The sequence below is a fragment of the Curvibacter sp. GW821-FHT01G03 genome (assembly GCF_059422285.1).
The window spans coordinates 435,627-451,267 of sequence record NZ_JBWKWP010000001.1 but is presented as its reverse complement, the minus strand read 5'-3'; the positions used below and the strand labels follow the sequence as shown (position 1 = coordinate 451,267).

At 67.2% G+C, this 15,641-nt stretch carries 15 protein-coding genes; 11 read left to right on the top strand and 4 right to left on the bottom strand.

The genetic code is table 11. From position 1 onward, the window contains the following. Window positions 1-7 precede the first annotated feature (7 nt). Window positions 8-949 (bottom strand): helix-turn-helix transcriptional regulator, encoded by a 942-nt coding sequence (locus AC07VS_RS02080; RefSeq protein ID WP_492347077.1) that lies wholly within the window; start codon window positions 947-949, stop codon window positions 8-10. Window positions 950-1,065: 116 nt separating this feature from the next. Here AC07VS_RS02080 and AC07VS_RS02075 point away from each other — a divergent pair, with 116 nt between their 5' ends. The 4 genes from AC07VS_RS02075 to AC07VS_RS02060 are packed head-to-tail and all read left to right on the top strand — an operon-like array spanning window position 1,066 to window position 5,555. Next, window positions 1,066-1,581: a 4-hydroxylaminobenzoate lyase gene (locus tag AC07VS_RS02075; protein WP_494750083.1), complete on the top strand. Its 516-nt coding sequence runs from the start codon at window positions 1,066-1,068 to the stop codon at window positions 1,579-1,581. Further along, window positions 1,578-3,125, top strand: a complete 1,548-nt coding sequence (locus AC07VS_RS02070; RefSeq protein ID WP_494750082.1) for a 3,4-dehydroadipyl-CoA semialdehyde dehydrogenase — start codon at window positions 1,578-1,580, stop codon at window positions 3,123-3,125. The genes AC07VS_RS02075 and AC07VS_RS02070 overlap by 4 nt, the downstream gene beginning before the upstream one ends. Window positions 3,126-3,153: 28 nt before the next feature. Next, the gene (locus AC07VS_RS02065) at window positions 3,154-4,737 is read left to right on the top strand and encodes a benzoate-CoA ligase family protein (protein ID WP_494750081.1); all 1,584 of its coding nucleotides are present in this window, start codon (window positions 3,154-3,156) and stop codon (window positions 4,735-4,737) included. Continuing rightward, the gene (locus AC07VS_RS02060) at window positions 4,734-5,555 is read left to right on the top strand and encodes an alpha/beta fold hydrolase (protein ID WP_494750080.1); all 822 of its coding nucleotides are present in this window, start codon (window positions 4,734-4,736) and stop codon (window positions 5,553-5,555) included. The genes AC07VS_RS02065 and AC07VS_RS02060 overlap by 4 nt, the downstream gene beginning before the upstream one ends. Here AC07VS_RS02060 and AC07VS_RS02055 read toward each other — a convergent pair. Both AC07VS_RS02055 and AC07VS_RS02050 read right to left on the bottom strand, forming a co-directional pair. Next, window positions 5,539-6,561: a pyridoxamine 5'-phosphate oxidase family protein gene (locus tag AC07VS_RS02055; RefSeq protein WP_494750079.1), complete on the bottom strand. Its 1,023-nt coding sequence runs from the start codon at window positions 6,559-6,561 to the stop codon at window positions 5,539-5,541. The two genes, AC07VS_RS02060 and AC07VS_RS02055, sit on opposite strands and share 17 nt — an antisense overlap. A 46-nt stretch (window positions 6,562-6,607) precedes the next feature. Further along, a complete protein-coding gene (locus tag AC07VS_RS02050; RefSeq protein ID WP_492347083.1) occupies window positions 6,608-6,970 on the bottom strand; it encodes a single-stranded DNA-binding protein in 363 nt (120 codons plus the stop codon). Window positions 6,971-7,194: 224 nt separating this feature from the next. Between AC07VS_RS02050 and AC07VS_RS02045 the strand changes: the two genes are divergently transcribed. Together AC07VS_RS02045 and miaB are read left to right on the top strand one after the other, a co-directional pair. Continuing rightward, window positions 7,195-7,575: a hypothetical protein gene (locus AC07VS_RS02045; RefSeq protein WP_494656701.1), complete on the top strand. Its 381-nt coding sequence runs from the start codon at window positions 7,195-7,197 to the stop codon at window positions 7,573-7,575. A gap of 135 nt (window positions 7,576-7,710) precedes the next feature. Beyond that, window positions 7,711-9,063: a tRNA (N6-isopentenyl adenosine(37)-C2)-methylthiotransferase MiaB gene (miaB, locus tag AC07VS_RS02040; RefSeq protein WP_492347085.1), complete on the top strand. Its 1,353-nt coding sequence runs from the start codon at window positions 7,711-7,713 to the stop codon at window positions 9,061-9,063. A gap of 46 nt (window positions 9,064-9,109) precedes the next feature. On the opposite strand, the gene ffh is transcribed toward miaB, so the two are convergent. After that, entirely contained in the window at window positions 9,110-10,483 is a 1,374-nt protein-coding gene (gene ffh, locus AC07VS_RS02035) for a signal recognition particle protein (protein WP_492347086.1), read from the bottom strand. A gap of 109 nt (window positions 10,484-10,592) precedes the next feature. Between ffh and AC07VS_RS02030 the strand changes: the two genes are divergently transcribed. From AC07VS_RS02030 to ampD, 5 genes are read left to right on the top strand one after another with little or no spacing between them, the layout of a single operon-like run. Further along, window positions 10,593-11,393, top strand: a complete 801-nt coding sequence (locus tag AC07VS_RS02030; protein ID WP_492347087.1) for a cytochrome C assembly family protein — start codon at window positions 10,593-10,595, stop codon at window positions 11,391-11,393. Then, on the top strand, window positions 11,390-11,656 hold the full coding sequence (locus AC07VS_RS02025) for a PP0621 family protein (protein WP_492347088.1): 267 nt from the start codon (window positions 11,390-11,392) through the stop codon (window positions 11,654-11,656). The genes AC07VS_RS02030 and AC07VS_RS02025 overlap by 4 nt, the downstream gene beginning before the upstream one ends. Beyond that, on the top strand, window positions 11,653-13,383 hold the full coding sequence (locus AC07VS_RS02020) for a sensor histidine kinase (protein ID WP_494656699.1): 1,731 nt from the start codon (window positions 11,653-11,655) through the stop codon (window positions 13,381-13,383). Before AC07VS_RS02025 ends, AC07VS_RS02020 begins: the two co-directional genes overlap by 4 nt. A gap of 2 nt (window positions 13,384-13,385) precedes the next feature. Further along, window positions 13,386-14,954 (top strand): sigma-54-dependent transcriptional regulator, encoded by a 1,569-nt coding sequence (locus tag AC07VS_RS02015; protein WP_494656698.1) that lies wholly within the window; start codon window positions 13,386-13,388, stop codon window positions 14,952-14,954. Further along, window positions 14,941-15,546: a 1,6-anhydro-N-acetylmuramyl-L-alanine amidase AmpD gene (ampD, locus tag AC07VS_RS02010; RefSeq protein ID WP_494750078.1), complete on the top strand. Its 606-nt coding sequence runs from the start codon at window positions 14,941-14,943 to the stop codon at window positions 15,544-15,546. The genes AC07VS_RS02015 and ampD overlap by 14 nt, the downstream gene beginning before the upstream one ends. Window positions 15,547-15,641: the final 95 nt, after the last annotated feature.

Here is a 15,641-nt window from a genome sequence, read left to right as displayed (position 1 = left end):
CCCCGGGTCAGACCGGCAGTTTCAAGGCCTCCCGGACCTGGGTGCGCAACAGCTTGAAGGTGTCCTGCAGCGGCTGCGAGCTGGTGTTCAGACGCAGATCAGCCTTCGAATAAAAGGCTGAGCGCCCCGCCAGGATCTGCCGCAGGTCATTCATGGCCTCGGCACTGGCAGCCATGGGGCGCAGATCCCCTTGCTCGGCCACGCGCTGCATGTGGTCTTCGGGTTCGGCCTGCAGCCACACCGTGGTGCAGTGCGACAGCAGCAGATTGAAGGTGGCCGCATCGGACACCAGGCCGCCGGGGGTGGCGATCACCACCTCGGGGTAGATCTGGATGGCCTCTTCTAGGGCGCGGCGCTCGTAGCGGCGGTAGGCATTCATGCCATACAGGCCCTGGATTTCAGAGATGCTGCAGCCGGCAAACTTCTCGATCTCGCGACTCAACTCGACAAAGGGGTACTCCAGGTCGTCGGCCAGCATCTGGCCCAGCGTCGATTTGCCCGCACCGCGCAGCCCCACCAGCGCCACCCGCGGCCAGGCCGCGCCCGGCGTGTGCCCACTGACACTGCCATTGCCCAACAACTCACCAATGGCCACGCGCACCCGGCGCAGCGTGGCCTCGTCACGGTGCTCCAGCAACTCGCGAATCAGCAGCCACTCGGGCGAGGACGCAGTGATGTCGCCGATCAATTCGGCCATGGAGCATTGCAGTGCACCCGCCACCTGCTGCAGCACCAGAAAAGAAGCATTGCCGGTGCCGTACTCCAGGTTGGCCAGGTGACGCTCGGACACATCGGCCGCCAAGGCCACGGCCTTGCGCGTCATGCCTCGGCGCGCGCGCAGGCTGCGCACCCGCTCGCCCAAGGCCACCAGCGAGGCGTGGCGCTCTTCGCCAGCGGCGTCAGGGGCAGCGGCGATGGCGGGCGCCACCGGGGTGATGGAATCTTGCATCTTGATGATATGGGTAAACCCTGATTTATGAACTATAGTGCTTGACGCCACTCAGGGCGAGCATTAGCCTTCACGACATGCACAATACTTCACCAGACTTGCCGATGCAAGCCTGCATGTCAAACGGAGGCCCGACTGTGGCACAAAATGCGTTCCGTCAAACCCTGGCCCGACTCACCGCCGACATCGCTGCCCATTTGGCCAGGCGCCCCCTGGACAGCGAACTGGGCACCTGGCTGAACACCGACCATGGGGCTGACAGCCCCACCTGGCAGACGCTGAAGCAGCAATGCCTGACCGGCGTGGAACAGGGCTGGCTGTGCGAGCGCGAGGGCGGCGGCATCCGCTACGGCCGCGTCTTCAAACCCGCCGAGGATCTACACGGCTTCTCGGTCGACGTGGTGGACATGCACGACATTGCCGGCCCGCACCACAGCCACCCGCTGGGCGAGATCGACCTGATCATGCCCCTCGACGGCGAGGCCCGGTTTGACGGCCACCCGGCCGGCTGGCTGGTCTACCCCCCGGGCAGCGCCCACCGCCCCACCGTGAGGCCTGGCCGCGCCCTGGTGCTGTACCTGCTGCCCGAGGGCCGGATCGAATTCACCCGCACGAAAGAAGCCGCCCAATGAGCCCCTCTGAATTGCTGCTGAACCACCTGGGTGGCCAATGGGTTGCCGGCCGCGGCACCGGCACGGCCTTGTTCGACCCGGTGCTGGGGAACGAGCTGGTGCGCGTGGACGCGACCGGGCTGGACCTGCGCGCCGGTTTTGCCTTCGCCCGTGAGCACGCCGGCCCCGCCCTGCGCGCGCTGGGCTATGCCCAACGCGCCGCCCTGCTGGGGGCGGCCGTGAAGGTGCTGCAGGCGAATCGCGACACGTACTACGAGATCGCCACGGCCAACAGTGGCACGGTGAAGAACGATTCGGCAGTGGACATCGACGGCGGCATCTTCACCCTCGCTCACTACGCCCGACTGGGCGAAAGCCTGGGAGACCGACCGCATCTACTCGATGGCGAGGCCACCCGACTGGGCAAGGACCCGCTGTTTCAGAGCCAGCATGTGCTGAGCCCGGCACGGGGCGTGGCCTTGTTCATCAATGCCTTCAACTTTCCCAGTTGGGGCCTGTGGGAGAAAGCCGCCCCCGCCTTGCTTTCGGGTGTGCCGGTGGTGGTCAAGCCCGGCACCTCGACCGCCTGGCTGACCCAGCGCATGGTGCAGGACGTGGTGACGGCCGGTATTTTCCCGCCCGGTGCGCTGTCAGTGGTGTGCGGCAGCTCGGCTGGGTTGCTGGAGGCGCTGACACCATTCGACCTGATCAGTTTCACCGGCTCGGCTGACACGGCCGAACTGATCCGCTCGCACCCGGCGGTGGCGCGGCGTTCGGTGCGCTGCAACATCGAGGCCGACAGCGTGAACTCGGCCCTGCTGCTGCCGGGCGTGGGCGCTGACAGTGAAGCCTTCGAGCTGCTGGCCAAGGAGGTGGCTCGCGAGATGACGGTCAAATCGGGCCAAAAATGCACCGCGATCCGCCGCATCTTCGTGCCCCAGGAACATTACGACACCGCCGCCCAGGCCATCAGCGCGCGGCTGGCCCGGACCACGGTGGGCAACCCACGCAACGAGTCGGTGCGCATGGGCGCCTTGGTCAGTCGCGCCCAGTTTGATGCCGTGCAGGCCGGCCTGGCCCGCTTGCAGCAACAGGCCAGCACCTTGCACGACGGCAGCCGCCACCCGCTGGTCGACGCCGACCCTGCCGTGGCCTGCTGCCTGGGCCCCACCTTGCTGGGCAGCCGCGATGCCGAGGCCGATGTGTTCCACGACACCGAGGTGTTCGGCCCGGTGGCCACCCTGCTGCCCTACCGCGACCTGGACCACGCCCTGCACCTGGTGCGTCGCGGCGAAGGCTCGCTGGTGGCCTCGGTGTTCGGCAGCGACGACCAGGCCCTGCAATCGGCGGCCCTTGAACTGGCCGACAGCCAGGGGCGGGTGCACGTGATCTCGCCCGAGGTGGGCGGCCTGCACACCGGCCACGGCAACGTGATGCCCCAGTCGCTGCATGGCGGCCCGGGCCGTGCCGGTGGTGGCGAGGAACTGGGCGGCTTGCGCGCCCTGGGCTTCTACCACCGCCGCTGTGCCCTGCAGGCATCGACCAGTGTGCTGCAAGGGCTGTGACCCCCTCAGAACCAGACAGGAGACCGACATGAACACCCCCACAGCGCCAATAGCCAACGTGCCCCCACCGGGACCCAGTTTCAACTTCGCCCAGCACCTGATCGAGCGCAATGCCGGACGCGGCGCCAAGGCCGCCTACATCGACGACCAGGGCCAGCTGAGCTACGGCGAACTGGCCCAGCGCATCCGCCGCCTGGGCTCGGCACTGCTGGCCAGCGGCGTGCATCGCGAGGAGCGTGTGCTGTTGCTGATGCACGACTGCAACGACTGGCCGGTGGCCTTTCTGGGGGCCATGCACGCGGGCATCGTGCCGGTGGCCGTGAACACCTTGCTGACGGCCGACGATTACGCCTACATGCTGGAGCACAGCCGTGCCCGCGCCGTGCTGGTGTCGGCCGCGCTGCTGCCGGTGCTGCAATCGGCCATGACCCGGGGCGAGCACGAGGTGCGGCGAGTCATCGCCTCGCGCCCCACCGGCCCGCTGGCCGAGGGTGTGATGGACTTCGAGAGCTTTCTGAGCCAGGGTGAGCCCCATGCTGCCCCCGCCGCCACCGGCCCGGATGACCCTGGCTTCTGGCTGTACTCCTCGGGCTCCACCGGCCGCCCCAAGGGCACGGTGCACCTGCAGGGCAACCCGTACTGGACGGCCGAGTTGTATGGCGGCCCGATCCTGGGCCTGCGCGAGGACGACATCTGCTTCTCTGCGGCCAAGCTGTTCTTTGCCTACGGCCTGGGCAACGCACTGAGCTTTCCGCTCAGCGTGGGGGCCACCACCGTGCTGATGCCCGAACGGCCCACGCCGGACGCCACCTTCCAGCGCTGGACCGAGCAACGCCCCACGGTGTTCTTCGGCGCCCCGACCGGCTTTGCCGGCATGCTGAGTTCGCCCAGGCTGCCCGCGCGCGATCAGGTGGCGCTGCGCCTGTGCTCGTCGGCCGGGGAGGCCCTGCCGGCCGACATCGGCGAGCGCTTCACCCGCCACTTCGGGGTCGAGATCATCGATGGCATCGGCTCCACCGAGATGCTGCACATCTACCTGTCCAACCGGGTGGGGGCGGTGCGCTATGGCACCACCGGCACGCCGGTGCCAGGCTATGACATCGACCTGCGCGGCGAGGATGGCCAGCCGGTGCCCGATGGCGAACCCGGCGATCTGTACGTGCGCGGGCCCTCGTCCGCCCTGATGTACTGGAACAACCGCGAAAAGACGCGCGAGACCTTCCAGGGCGGCTGGACCAAGAGCGGCGACAAATACATCCACAACACCGACGGCACCTACACCTATGCCGGGCGCAGTGATGACATGCTCAAGGTCAGCGGCATCTATGTGTCGCCCTTCGAGGTCGAGGCCACGCTGGTGCAGCACCCGGCGGTGTTGGAGGCGGCCGTGATCGGGGTGCCCGACGCCGAGGGCCTGACCAAGACCAAGGCCTTTGTGGTGCTCAAGCCCGGCCAGGTCTGCAGCGAAGACGAGCTCAAGGCTTTCGTGAAGGAACGCCTGGCACCGTACAAGTACCCTCGCCAGATCGAGTTTCTGGAGGAGTTGCCCAAGACCGCGACCGGCAAGATCCAGCGCTTCAAGCTGCGCGAACTGGAGGCCTCGCGTCCATGAGCGCGCAGCACGTGCCCGTGGCCTGGAACGGGGGGGCGGTCGAGATCGAGGTCGCCTGGATCAACCCGGACCGCATCACCACCCCGGTGCTGGTGTTTCTGCATGAGGGCCTGGGCTCGGTGGCGATGTGGAAGGACTTTCCGCAGCGCCTGTGCGATGCGCTGGGCTGGCGTGGCCTGGTGTACTCACGCCCGGGTTATGGCCGTTCGACGCCGCGCCCGGCCTCAGACGTCTGGGGCCCCGACTTCATGCACCGCCAGGCCCATGAGCTGCTGCCGGCCCTGCTGCAGGCCCTGGGCCTCAGCGGCCCGCAAGCGCCGGCACTGTGGCTGTTCGGTCACAGCGATGGGGGCTCGATCACCCTGCTGTACGCCGCAGGCGCCGGCACGGCCTTGGCGGGGGCCATCGTGCTGGCCCCCCACATCCTGGTGGAAGACATCTCCGTGCGCAGCATCGAAGCGGCGCGCCAGGCTTACGAAAGCGGGACGCTGCGGACCGGCCTGGCCCGCTATCACGACGACCCGGATTCGGCCTTCTGGGGCTGGAACCGCATCTGGCTGAGCCCGGATTTCCGCGACTGGAACATCGCGGCCGAACTGCAACACATCCGCTGCCCCGTGCTGGCCGTGCAAGGGCTGGACGATGAGTACGGCACGCTGGAGCAGATCCGGGGCATTGCTCGCCAGGCCCCGCACACGCAACTGCTGGCGCTGCCCGACTGCGGCCATTCACCCCACCGGGACCAGCCCGAGCGGCTGATCGCGGCCGTGCAGGCTTTTGTCTCCGACCCAGCGCCAGCGCTCAATCGACCAGCGTGAGGGCGTCGAAAGACAGGTGGTGCATGAACTCACGCAGGATCAGCACCCCGGCGGCAAAGGCTTGGCCTTCGGGCAGCCCTTCGGTGACGGCGGGCCGCCCTTCAGAGACTGCACACACGCGGTTGAAAAGGCGCTCAAGGGCGTCCAGGCTCAGGGTATTGCCACCGCCGGCCTGCTCCACGATCTGACGCAGCAGAGGGTCAGCACCGTGCAGGGCCGTGCCCACCGGCAGGCGCGGCACCAGGCGCATCAGCTCGTCTTCGACCTCGGCAATCGCGGCTTCCAGCTCGGCGGGCCGGGGCGGATCATGCCGCCACAGGCGTTCGGGCAGGCTCAGCGTGCCCAGCGGCAGCTCCAGGGTCAGCGCGGCTTGCTCGCCATCACCGACCAGCACCTGGCAGCGCTGCGACCCCAGTTGCAGCAGGCTGATCAGCCGAGGGGGACGGGGTTCTGGCAGGTTCCGCAGCACGGCCTGCAGACGGCGCAGCCCCGCATCGGCCTCGTAGCTGCCGGACAGGGGGCGCAGCAAAGGCTGCAGTGACTCGGGCTCCAGCGTGCGCGCCGCACCAAAACCGGCGATGTGGCGGCCCGACGTGGGGGTGAGGCACACAAAACGGAAATCACCCAGTTCGGTCATGGGAGCGGCCTCAGGGAAGCGACTCAGGTAAGCGGCACGGCACAAAAGCCACTCGGCTTGGTCGGGCCCCTCGGCTTGCAGCACCCTGGCCTGAGCCTGCAGCGTGAGCCGCTGCAGATCATGCACCGGCGCACCCGCCACTTCGGCCTGGGTGATCAACAGCGAGACCGCGCTGCGGGCCTGCAAGTAGCGCGTGTGGGCCGCCAGGGCACTCACATGGATCACCACCCAGGGCCCGTCGGCCACGAGGGCAAAGGGCACCATCGACACAGAGGGCTCACCCGTGTCGGTGCAGGTTCCCAGGGCGGCCACACGGGTGTCGGCCAGCAATTGACGCAGTGCACCATCAAGCCGGGATTCATGGGCCATGCCAGGCTCCTCGTTGTTCAGGGATGGGCCAGAGCGCATGCGGTCTTCAGCGCTCGTGGTGGTCTGAAAACAGGGCATCGTCGTGGCCAGCAGCCAAGGCACGGCGGTGTTGCACGTGGTAGGCCGTCACCACCTGATGGGCCACCATGTCGAGCGAAGGCCGGTGATTGCCTTGTTTGTCGGTCCAGACTCTCGGCGTCAGGCTGCCCGACAGGGCCACTGAATCGCCGTCGCCCAGGGCCAACAGGCCGTCCACCACCTCAGTGTCAAAGGCAATCACGTTCACAAACAGATTCTCGCCATCGCTGGCCGAGGCCCGCACCCGGGCCACCGCAAAAGGCTGGTTGTGCCGGTCGATACGCGACTCAGGGGCGCCATGCAGTCGGCCACAAATCAATCCATCAATCATTTTTCTCAATCCTTGCAAGGCATGCGCCACCACGCCGGTGCCACCCGATAGCTTACCCACATGGACGCGCCCCAAAAGGCAACGCCGCTGAGGGCGGTGTATTTTTCAGTGTCGCCCAGGCTCTGGCACAATCGCGCCCGGACTGACGCTCAAGCGGCCCAGTCTCCCACGCCCCGGGGCTCAGCCTGTCTGACGCCCTTCCGCACAGCCTCTGGATATACACCATGAACCGCTGCCTGAACATTTTTTTACACCATGCCCCGCGCTGGGCCATGCTGGCCAGTGTGATGGCCGTCGCGGCCCATGCGGAGGTGCGTGAGTTTCCGGCGTCCGCACTGCGCGGCACGCTGGTGGTCACCCAACCACCCATCGTGTCCCTGGACGGGGTGCAGACCCGGCTGTCGCCGGGTGCCCGCATCCGGGATGCCCACAACCTGATGGTGCTGTCGGGCTCGCTGGTCAACCAGAGCCTGACCGTGAACTACACCCGTGACACGTACCAGCTGGTGCATGAGGTGTGGATCCTGACGGCCGAAGAAGCAGCGCTCAAACGCGCCTCGGCCGCCCCGACCACCAACATCGTCGTCACGGTACCGGTCAAATAAAAAGCGCGTTGACCTGAGCGCGGTGCCCCGTCGACGCGCCGGGACCAAGCCGCCCCAGGGCGCACCTGCCTGCCCTCCTTTTTCTGAGCCCGCCGAGCCTCGATGGCCCGCGCCCCCCCACGAACGAGAACTGCCATGAGCAAAAAAGTCTTCATCAAAACCTTTGGCTGCCAGATGAACGAGTACGACTCGGACAAGATGGCCGACGTGCTCCATGCCGCCCAGGGCTATGAGCCGACCCAGAATGTGGACGAGGCCGACCTGATCCTGTTCAACACCTGCTCGGTGCGCGAAAAGGCCCAGGAGAAAGTGTTTTCGGACCTGGGCCGGGTGCAGCACCTGAAGAAAAAGGGCGTGCTGATCGGCGTGGGCGGCTGCGTGGCCAGCCAGGAAGGCGCCGAGATCATCAAGCGTGCGCCCTACGTGGACGTGGTGTTCGGGCCACAGACCCTGCACCGACTGCCCGAGATGCTCAAGGCCCGCGCGCGACTGGAGCGCCCCCAGGTGGACATCAGCTTTCCCGAGATCGAAAAGTTCGACCACCTGCCGCCGGCCCGTGTGGAGGGGGCCTCGGCCTTTGTGTCGATCATGGAAGGCTGCAGCAAGTACTGCAGCTACTGCGTGGTGCCCTACACCCGCGGTGAAGAGATGAGCCGCCCCTTCGAGGACGTGCTGGTGGAGGTGGCGGGCCTGGCCGACCAGGGCGTGCGCGAAGTCACGCTGCTGGGGCAGAACGTGAACGCCTACCGCGGCACCATGGGCGACACCGCCGAGATCGCCGACTTTGCGCTGCTGATCGAGTACATCGCCGACATCCCCGGCATCGAGCGCATCCGCTACACCACCAGCCACCCGAATGAATTCACCCAGCGCCTGATCGATGTGTACGACAAAGTGCCCAAGCTGGTCAGCCACCTGCACCTGCCGGTGCAGCACGGCAGCGACCGCATCCTGATGGCCATGAAGCGCGGCTACACCGCCATGGAATACAAGAGCACGGTGCGCAAGCTGCGCGCCATCCGCCCTGACATGGCCATGAGCAGCGATTTCATCGTGGGCTTTCCGGGTGAGACCGAGGACGATTTCAGCAAGATGATGAAGCTGATCGACGATGTGGGCTTTGACAACTCGTTCAGCTTCATCTTCAGCCCGCGCCCGGGCACCCCGGCCGCCAACCTGCCTGACGACACCCCGCACGAGGTCAAGCTGCGCCGCCTGCAGCAGGTGCAGGCCGCCATCGAAGACAACATGAAGCGCATCAGCGACACCCGCTTCGGCACGGTGCAGCGCATTCTGGTGGAAGGCCCGTCACGCAAATCAAGCGCCGAGAACCCCGAACTGATGGGCCGCACCGAATGCAACCGGGCGGTGAACTTCCCGGCCGGCCCCAACCCTCAGCGGCTGATCGGCCAATTGATCGACGTGAAGATCACCCAGGCCATGCCGCACTCGCTGCGCGGCGAAGTGCTGGTGCGCGAAAGCGCCTGAGCCCCCGCCCTGGGCAAGGCGCCCCTGCGGAGGGGCGCCCCGGGCTTCAGAAAGGCATGCCCGGCATGCCTTTCATGCCCTTCATCCCGCCCATGCGCTTCATCATCTTCATGAGGCCGCCGCCCTTCATCTTCTTCATCATCGTCTGCATCTGCTCAAACTCGTTGAGCAGGCGGTTCACTTCCTGCACCTGAACACCCGCCCCGTTGGCAATGCGGCGCTTGCGCGTGGCCTTGATCAACTCGGGCTTGCGGCGCTCCAGGGCAGTCATGCTGCAGATGATGCCTTCCTTGCGGCGGATGTCGCGCTCGGCCTTGTCCATGTCCATCTGGCCAGCCTTGGCGGTGAGCTGCGCCGGCAGTTTGTCCATGAGGCTGGACAAGCCCCCCATCTGCTTCATCTGCTGGATCTGGGACAGGAAGTCGTTCAGGTCAAAGCCGTCGCCACTCTTGACCTTGGCCGCCAGCTTCTGGGCAGCCTCCAGGTCGACCCCGGCCGTGACCTGCTCGACCAGGGCCACGATGTCGCCCATGCCCAGGATGCGACCGGCATGGCGCTCGGCATCGAACACCTCCAGACCATCGATCTTTTCGGACACCCCGGCAAACTTGATCGGGGCGCCGGTGACCTGGCGCACCGACAGGGCCGCACCACCACGCGAGTCACCGTCGAGCTTGGTGAGCACGATGCCGGTGAGCGGCAGGGCCTCCTTGAAGGCCTTGGCCGTGTTGACCGCATCCTGACCCTGCATGGCGTCGACCACGAACAGGGTTTCGACCGGCTTGAGGGCCGCGTGCAGCTGCTGGATCTCCTGCATCAGCACTTCGTCTATGGCGAGGCGGCCGGCCGTGTCAACCAGCAACACGTCAAAGTAATGTTTCTTGGCGTAATCGAGGGCCGCGTGGGCAATGTCCAGGGGCTTTTGATCCGGGGTGCTGGGAAACCACTCGGCACCGGCCTGGGCCGTGACGGTCTTGAGCTGCTCGATGGCGGCAGGGCGGTAGACGTCGCCCGACACGGTCAGCACCTTCTTCTTGCGCTTTTCGATCAGGTGCTTGGCCAGCTTGGCGGTGGTGGTGGTCTTGCCGGCCCCCTGCAGACCCGCCATGAGGATGACCGCCGGCGGCTGGGTGGCCAGGTTGATGTCGGCGATGCCTTCACCCATGGTCGCGGCCAGCTCGCGGTTGACGATGCCCACCAGGGCCTGCCCGGGCTTGAGCGAGCCCAGCACGTCCTGGCCCAGGGCCTTGTCCTTGACACGGGCAATGAAGTCGCGCACCACCGGCAGGGCCACGTCGGCCTCAAGCAACGCCATGCGAACCTCGCGCAGCATGTCGGCCACGTTGGACTCGGTGATGCGCGCCTGGCCGCTCATCTGCTTGACGAGGCGCGAAAGTTTGTCGGTAAGGGCGGAGGCCATGTTTGATGTTCCGAGAGGGTTGAGCGGGCTGGGCCTGCAGGGCTTGCGCCAGGCAAAGACGGCGGGCAGCGCGCCGGGCACCCATGTGCAAGACGCTAAACTGTGATCCATGATTTTATCCAGTGAGTCCACCGGTCTGGTGCTGCTGGGCCTGGCAGCCGCCGCCGCCTACGCCGTTCCTGCGGCCGCCGCCTCGCGCATCGCGCCGCGCGGCGTGCGCTTTTCCCTGCTGCTGGCCTGGTTGCTGCACGCCGGCGTGTTGATGCTGGGGCTGGCTGGCGAGCCACCCCGATTCGGTTTTGCCCCGGCCCTGTCCGTCACGGCCTGGCTGGTGCTGACGGTGTACGCCATCGAGAGCCGGCTGTTTCCACAACTCCAGGCCCGCTGGGCCCTGGCCGGCCTGGGCGCCTTCACCGTGCTGCTGTCGCTGGTGTTTCCGGGGCAGGCATTGCACGTCAGCGCCTCGCCCTGGCTGCCGCTGCACTGGGCACTGGGCATTGCCTCGTACGGCATGTTCTCGGCGGCCGTGGTGCATGCCTGGCTCATGACCCGGGCTGAACACCGCATCCGGCAGGCTGCCGACCCGCACAGCGGGGTGCCGCTGCTGACACTGGAGCGCCTCACCTTCCGCTTCGTGGCCGCCGGCTTTGTGCTGCTGACCGCCACCCTGCTGGCCGGTTGGTTGTTTGGCGAGGTGCTTTACGGCCAGGCCTGGCGCTGGAATCACAAGACCGTGTTCTCGGTGCTGTCCTGGCTGACCTTTGCCGTGCTGCTGCTGGGCCGCTCGCGCTTCGGCTGGCGGGGGCGCCGGGCCCTGCGCATCCTGTACATCGGCTCGGGCCTGCTGCTGCTGGCCTATGTGGGCTCGCGCTTCGTGATGGAAGTGCTGCTGAGCCGGGGGGGCGCATGAGCAAATACCTGTTGATCATTGGCATTGCGCTGGGCGTCTACTGGCTGTGGCGCCAGGGGCGCATGGCAGAAACCCGGGACGCCAGACCGGCGCCCCCTGCGGCGCGACCTGCCCCACGCACCGGCGCTGAGCCGCAAGACATGGTGGCCTGCGCCCACTGCGGCCTGCACCTGCCCCGCAGTGAAGCCCTGGCCGACGGCCCGGGCGGCAGTGCGCCGTTCTACTGCAGCGCGGCCCACCGCCAGAGCGGCCGCCAGGCATGAGCGCTGACGACGCACCGGCGTCCTGGTTCAGCGCACTCGACCCCGAATCATCCGAATGGCTGTCGCCGCCGGGCACGCCGTCCCGGCTGTGGCACGGGTTTCTGACCGCCCGGCTGATGCTGGCCCTGGCCTTGCTGATGCTGCAGGGCCTGAGCAACCTCCTGACCCCGCCGATCAACATCTGGGTGATGGGCTTGGGCGGGGTGTATTTCGGTCTGACACTGCTGGCCCGCTGGCGAGCGACACCGCAGCCGCCCAATCCGGAGATGGGGCCCCACTGGTTGCCCACCCTCGGGCTGGATCTGCTGGTATTTTCGGGCTTGCAATGGTTGCAGAGCGGCAGCATGAATTACACGCCCCTGATCGTGATGCCGGTGCTGATGGCCGCCACGCTGGGCTCGCGCCTGCTGACGCTGTCGAGTGCGGCGGCCGGCACGCTGCTGCTGCTGGTACAGACCTGGAGCCAGCACCTGCTGACCGGCAACGATGCGGCGGCCCCGCTCATGCAGGCCGGCATCACGGGTGGTGGCTACTTCGTGGTGGGCCTGCTGGTGCATCAACTGGCCCAGCGCTTGGCCCGCGAAGAGCGTATTTCAAACAGCAGCCGGCTGGCGGCCCAGGTGCAGGCCCAGGTCAACACCCTGGTGATCGAGCACCTGCGCGATGGGGTGCTGGTGATCGACGCCCGCGAGGTGGTATGCGCCCTGAACCCGGCGGCTCGTGCCTTGCTGGGGCCGGCGGCGGCCCAAGCCGCGCCGGGCTTCTGGCTGGGCACCCACCCGCAGTGGCAACCCCTGCTGGACCTGGCCCGTGCCACCTTTGGCCAGGCCTTGCCACAAGTGCAGGACACCGAACTGCGCCTGGACGCCCAAAGCCTGGCCCAAGTGCATGTGCGCACGCAGCTGACCCGCAGTGGTCAGCAAGGGGCCGGCAAGCTGTGCGTCATGTTCGTGCACGATCTGCGCGAGCTGGAGGCCCGGCTGCGCACCGAGAAGCTGGCGGCCATGGGTCGGGTGTCGGCCGCCATGGCGCATGAGATCCGCAACCCGCTGGCGGCCATCACCCAGGCCAACGCCCTGCTGGAAGAAGACGTGCAGGACCCGGGCCAGCGAAGGCTGGTGCAGATGGTTCAACACAATGCGCAACGCCTGGCCCGCATCGTCGAAGAGGTGCTCGACATCGCCCGGGTGGAACATCAGCCGGGCGCTGACCCGGCCAGCGCCATGGCGCTGGATGCCAGCGTGGCGGCCTGCTGCCGGGAATGGTGCCAGCGCGATCCAGCCAGGCGACGCGTGCAGCTGGATCTTCAGGCGGGCCTGACGTCGGTCCACTTCGACCCCGAGCACCTGCGCCGGGTGCTGGACAACCTGCTGGACAACGCCCTGCGCTACCAGGGCACCCATCCCGACTCGCTGCAGGTGTCGACCCGGTCTCGGGCGGGTCAGGCCCCCGGCCTGATGGTGTGGAGCGATGGTGCCCCCATGGAGCCCAGTGTGGAGCGCCACCTGTTTGAACCCTTTTTCTCGTCCGAGAGCCGGTCTTCCGGACTGGGTCTGTACATCTGCCGCCAACTGTGCGAGCGCCATGGCGCCCACATCGCCTACCGCCGCACCCCGGCGGCCACGGCCCGCGGCACCTTGGACGGCAATGCCTTCGTGCTTGATTTCACGGCTGCCCTGGCCAGTGATGGACAGCCCCAGCTTGCGTTTGACACAATGCCCAGCTGACCATGTCCAGTCTCCCTTCCCCATCGCTGCCGGCGCCGGCCCACATCCTGGTTGTGGATGACGAGCCCGATCTGCGCACGCTGTATGAACTCACGCTGCTGCGCGAGGGTTACCGCGTGGAGGCCGCGGGCAGCCTGGCTGAAGCCAGGGCCTGCCTGGACGAGCGCAGTTTCGACGCCGTGATCACCGACATGCGCCTGCCTGACGGGCTGGGGCTCGATCTGCTCAAGCAATTGCGGACCCGCCAGCGCCCTGAGCGCTGCGTGGTCATGACCGCCTATGGCTCGGCCGAGAATGCGGTCGAGGCCCTCAAGGCCGGCGCCTTCGACTACCTGACCAAGCCGGTCGACCTCAAGCAGTTCCGCACCGTGGTGGCCTCTGCGGTACAAGGCAGCCGGGAGACGCTGGTGATTGCTGCCCGCGAAATGGCCCACCCCGTCGAGCCCGGCCTGGGCACTCCACCCGGCGGCTTGCAGGCGCTGGAGCGGCTGGTCGGCCAGTCCGAAGCCCTGCAGTCGGTCAAGCAGCGCGTCGGCAAGGTGGCGCGCGGCATGGCCCCGGTGCTGGTGCGCGGCGAGTCCGGTACCGGCAAAGAGCTGGTGGCGCGTGCGCTGCACGCCTGCAGCCAGCGCGGCCACGGGCCACTGGTGGCGGTGAATTGCGGCGCCATTCCTGAAAGCCTGCTCGAAGCCGAGTTCTTCGGGGCCCGCAAGGGCTCCTACACCGGGGCCCAACAGGACCGCGAGGGCTACTTCCAGGCCGCCAGCGGCGGGACGCTGTTTCTTGACGAGATCGGCGACCTGCCCCTGGCCATGCAATCCAAACTGCTGCGGGCGATCCAGGAACGCAGCATCCGCCCCCTGGGCTCGACCCAGGAGATCCCGGTGGACGTGCGCATCGTCAGCGCGACCCACAAGGACCTGGCCGCCGAGGTGCTGGCCGGGCGTTTCCGGCAGGACCTGTACTACCGCCTCAATGTGATCGAAGTGGTGGTGCCGCCGCTGCGCGAGCGGCGCGAAGACCTGCCCCTGCTCTGTCAGGCCTTGCTTGACCGCATCGCGCGCGAGTCGGGGTTGGCCGCACCACGCCTGACCGAACAGGCCATGGCCCCGCTGTATGCCCTGCCCTTGGCGGGCAATGTGCGCGAACTGGAGAACCTCCTGCACCGCGCGGTGGCCTTGAGCGAAGGCGATGAACTGGCCATGGATCAGGCGCTGTGGCTCCAGGGAGACGCCCTCCCCTGCAAGGCCGAAGCCCCTGCAGCCCTCCCCACGGCCAGCCAGGTGTCGACCGCCCAGCCGACCCTGCCGCACGGGGACGCCAGCACGCCGCAACCCGCCTCCGCGGCAGGCGGCGCCCCCCCTGCACCGCCTGATCCACTGCCCTTCGATCTGCAGGCCTATCTGGACGAACAGGAGCGCGCCATCCTGATGCGAGCCCTCGAAGACAACCAGTTCAACCGGACCGCCACCGCAGCCCGCCTGGGTCTGAGCCTGCGCCAGATCCGCTATCGGATCGAACGCCTGAACATTCCCATTCCCCAGGACAGCGAAAGCCATGAAGCCGGCTGACCCGGCGCCCCCCTTGTGGCGAGGGGGCTGGTACACCCCTGCCCGGGCCCTGGCCTCACCCAACTTCGGCCCGCGCCCCAAGCGCGCCTGCATCGACCTGATCGTGCTGCACTCGATCAGTCTGCCACCGGGCCAGTATGGTGGCGACGAGGTGCAGCAGCTGTTCACCAACCAACTGGATTGGGACGCCCACCCCTACTTTGATCAGATCCGTGGACTGGAGGTGTCCTCGCACTTCTACATCCGACGCGATGGCGAGCTGTGGCAATTTGTCGATTGCAATGAGCGGGCTTGGCACGCCGGCCGCTCGCATTACCGGGGCCGGGACAACTGCAATGACGACTCGATAGGCATTGAACTCGAAGGTCTCGAAGGAAGCACTTTCACGGTGGCACAATACGCGACCCTGATCGGGCTGTGTCAGGCTTTGCGCTGCCACTACCCCATCGCTCACGTGGCGGGTCACGAACACATTGCACCGGGTCGCAAACACGATCCCGGGGCGGGTTTTGACTGGCCTGGGCTGATCGGCCAGCTCGACTGGCCCTCAGGATTTTTCCCTATGGCCGTGGCGCATTTGCCGCGGTCCTGATTTTTTTGCGGCTTCAGGTGCTGCTCGGACGCCGCGGCGATGCGCAGAAACCATGCGGTCCGGCAGCCTGAAATGCCCGGCAAAGCCATGGAACA

What these genes read in the sequence shown, in the direction of transcription:
- ffh (WP_492347086.1), bottom strand. Translation starts at nt 10,483, where the DNA reads ATGGCCTCCGCCCTTACCGACAAACTTTCGCGCCTCGTCAAGCAGATG.
- AC07VS_RS02060 (WP_494750080.1), top strand. Translation starts at nt 4,734, where the DNA reads ATGAGCGCGCAGCACGTGCCCGTGGCCTGGAACGGGGGGGCGGTCGAG.
- AC07VS_RS02070 (WP_494750082.1), top strand. Translation starts at nt 1,578, where the DNA reads ATGAGCCCCTCTGAATTGCTGCTGAACCACCTGGGTGGCCAATGGGTT.
- AC07VS_RS02065 (WP_494750081.1), top strand. Translation starts at nt 3,154, where the DNA reads ATGAACACCCCCACAGCGCCAATAGCCAACGTGCCCCCACCGGGACCC.
- AC07VS_RS02020 (WP_494656699.1), top strand. Translation starts at nt 11,653, where the DNA reads ATGAGCGCTGACGACGCACCGGCGTCCTGGTTCAGCGCACTCGACCCC.
- AC07VS_RS02045 (WP_494656701.1), top strand. Translation starts at nt 7,195, where the DNA reads ATGAACCGCTGCCTGAACATTTTTTTACACCATGCCCCGCGCTGGGCC.
- AC07VS_RS02030 (WP_492347087.1), top strand. Translation starts at nt 10,593, where the DNA reads ATGATTTTATCCAGTGAGTCCACCGGTCTGGTGCTGCTGGGCCTGGCA.
- AC07VS_RS02050 (WP_492347083.1), bottom strand. Translation starts at nt 6,970, where the DNA reads ATGATTGATGGATTGATTTGTGGCCGACTGCATGGCGCCCCTGAGTCG.
- miaB (WP_492347085.1), top strand. Translation starts at nt 7,711, where the DNA reads ATGAGCAAAAAAGTCTTCATCAAAACCTTTGGCTGCCAGATGAACGAG.
- AC07VS_RS02015 (WP_494656698.1), top strand. Translation starts at nt 13,386, where the DNA reads ATGTCCAGTCTCCCTTCCCCATCGCTGCCGGCGCCGGCCCACATCCTG.
- AC07VS_RS02075 (WP_494750083.1), top strand. Translation starts at nt 1,066, where the DNA reads ATGTCAAACGGAGGCCCGACTGTGGCACAAAATGCGTTCCGTCAAACC.
- AC07VS_RS02055 (WP_494750079.1), bottom strand. Translation starts at nt 6,561, where the DNA reads ATGGCCCATGAATCCCGGCTTGATGGTGCACTGCGTCAATTGCTGGCC.
- ampD (WP_494750078.1), top strand. Translation starts at nt 14,941, where the DNA reads ATGAAGCCGGCTGACCCGGCGCCCCCCTTGTGGCGAGGGGGCTGGTAC.
- AC07VS_RS02080 (WP_492347077.1), bottom strand. Translation starts at nt 949, where the DNA reads ATGCAAGATTCCATCACCCCGGTGGCGCCCGCCATCGCCGCTGCCCCT.
- AC07VS_RS02025 (WP_492347088.1), top strand. Translation starts at nt 11,390, where the DNA reads ATGAGCAAATACCTGTTGATCATTGGCATTGCGCTGGGCGTCTACTGG.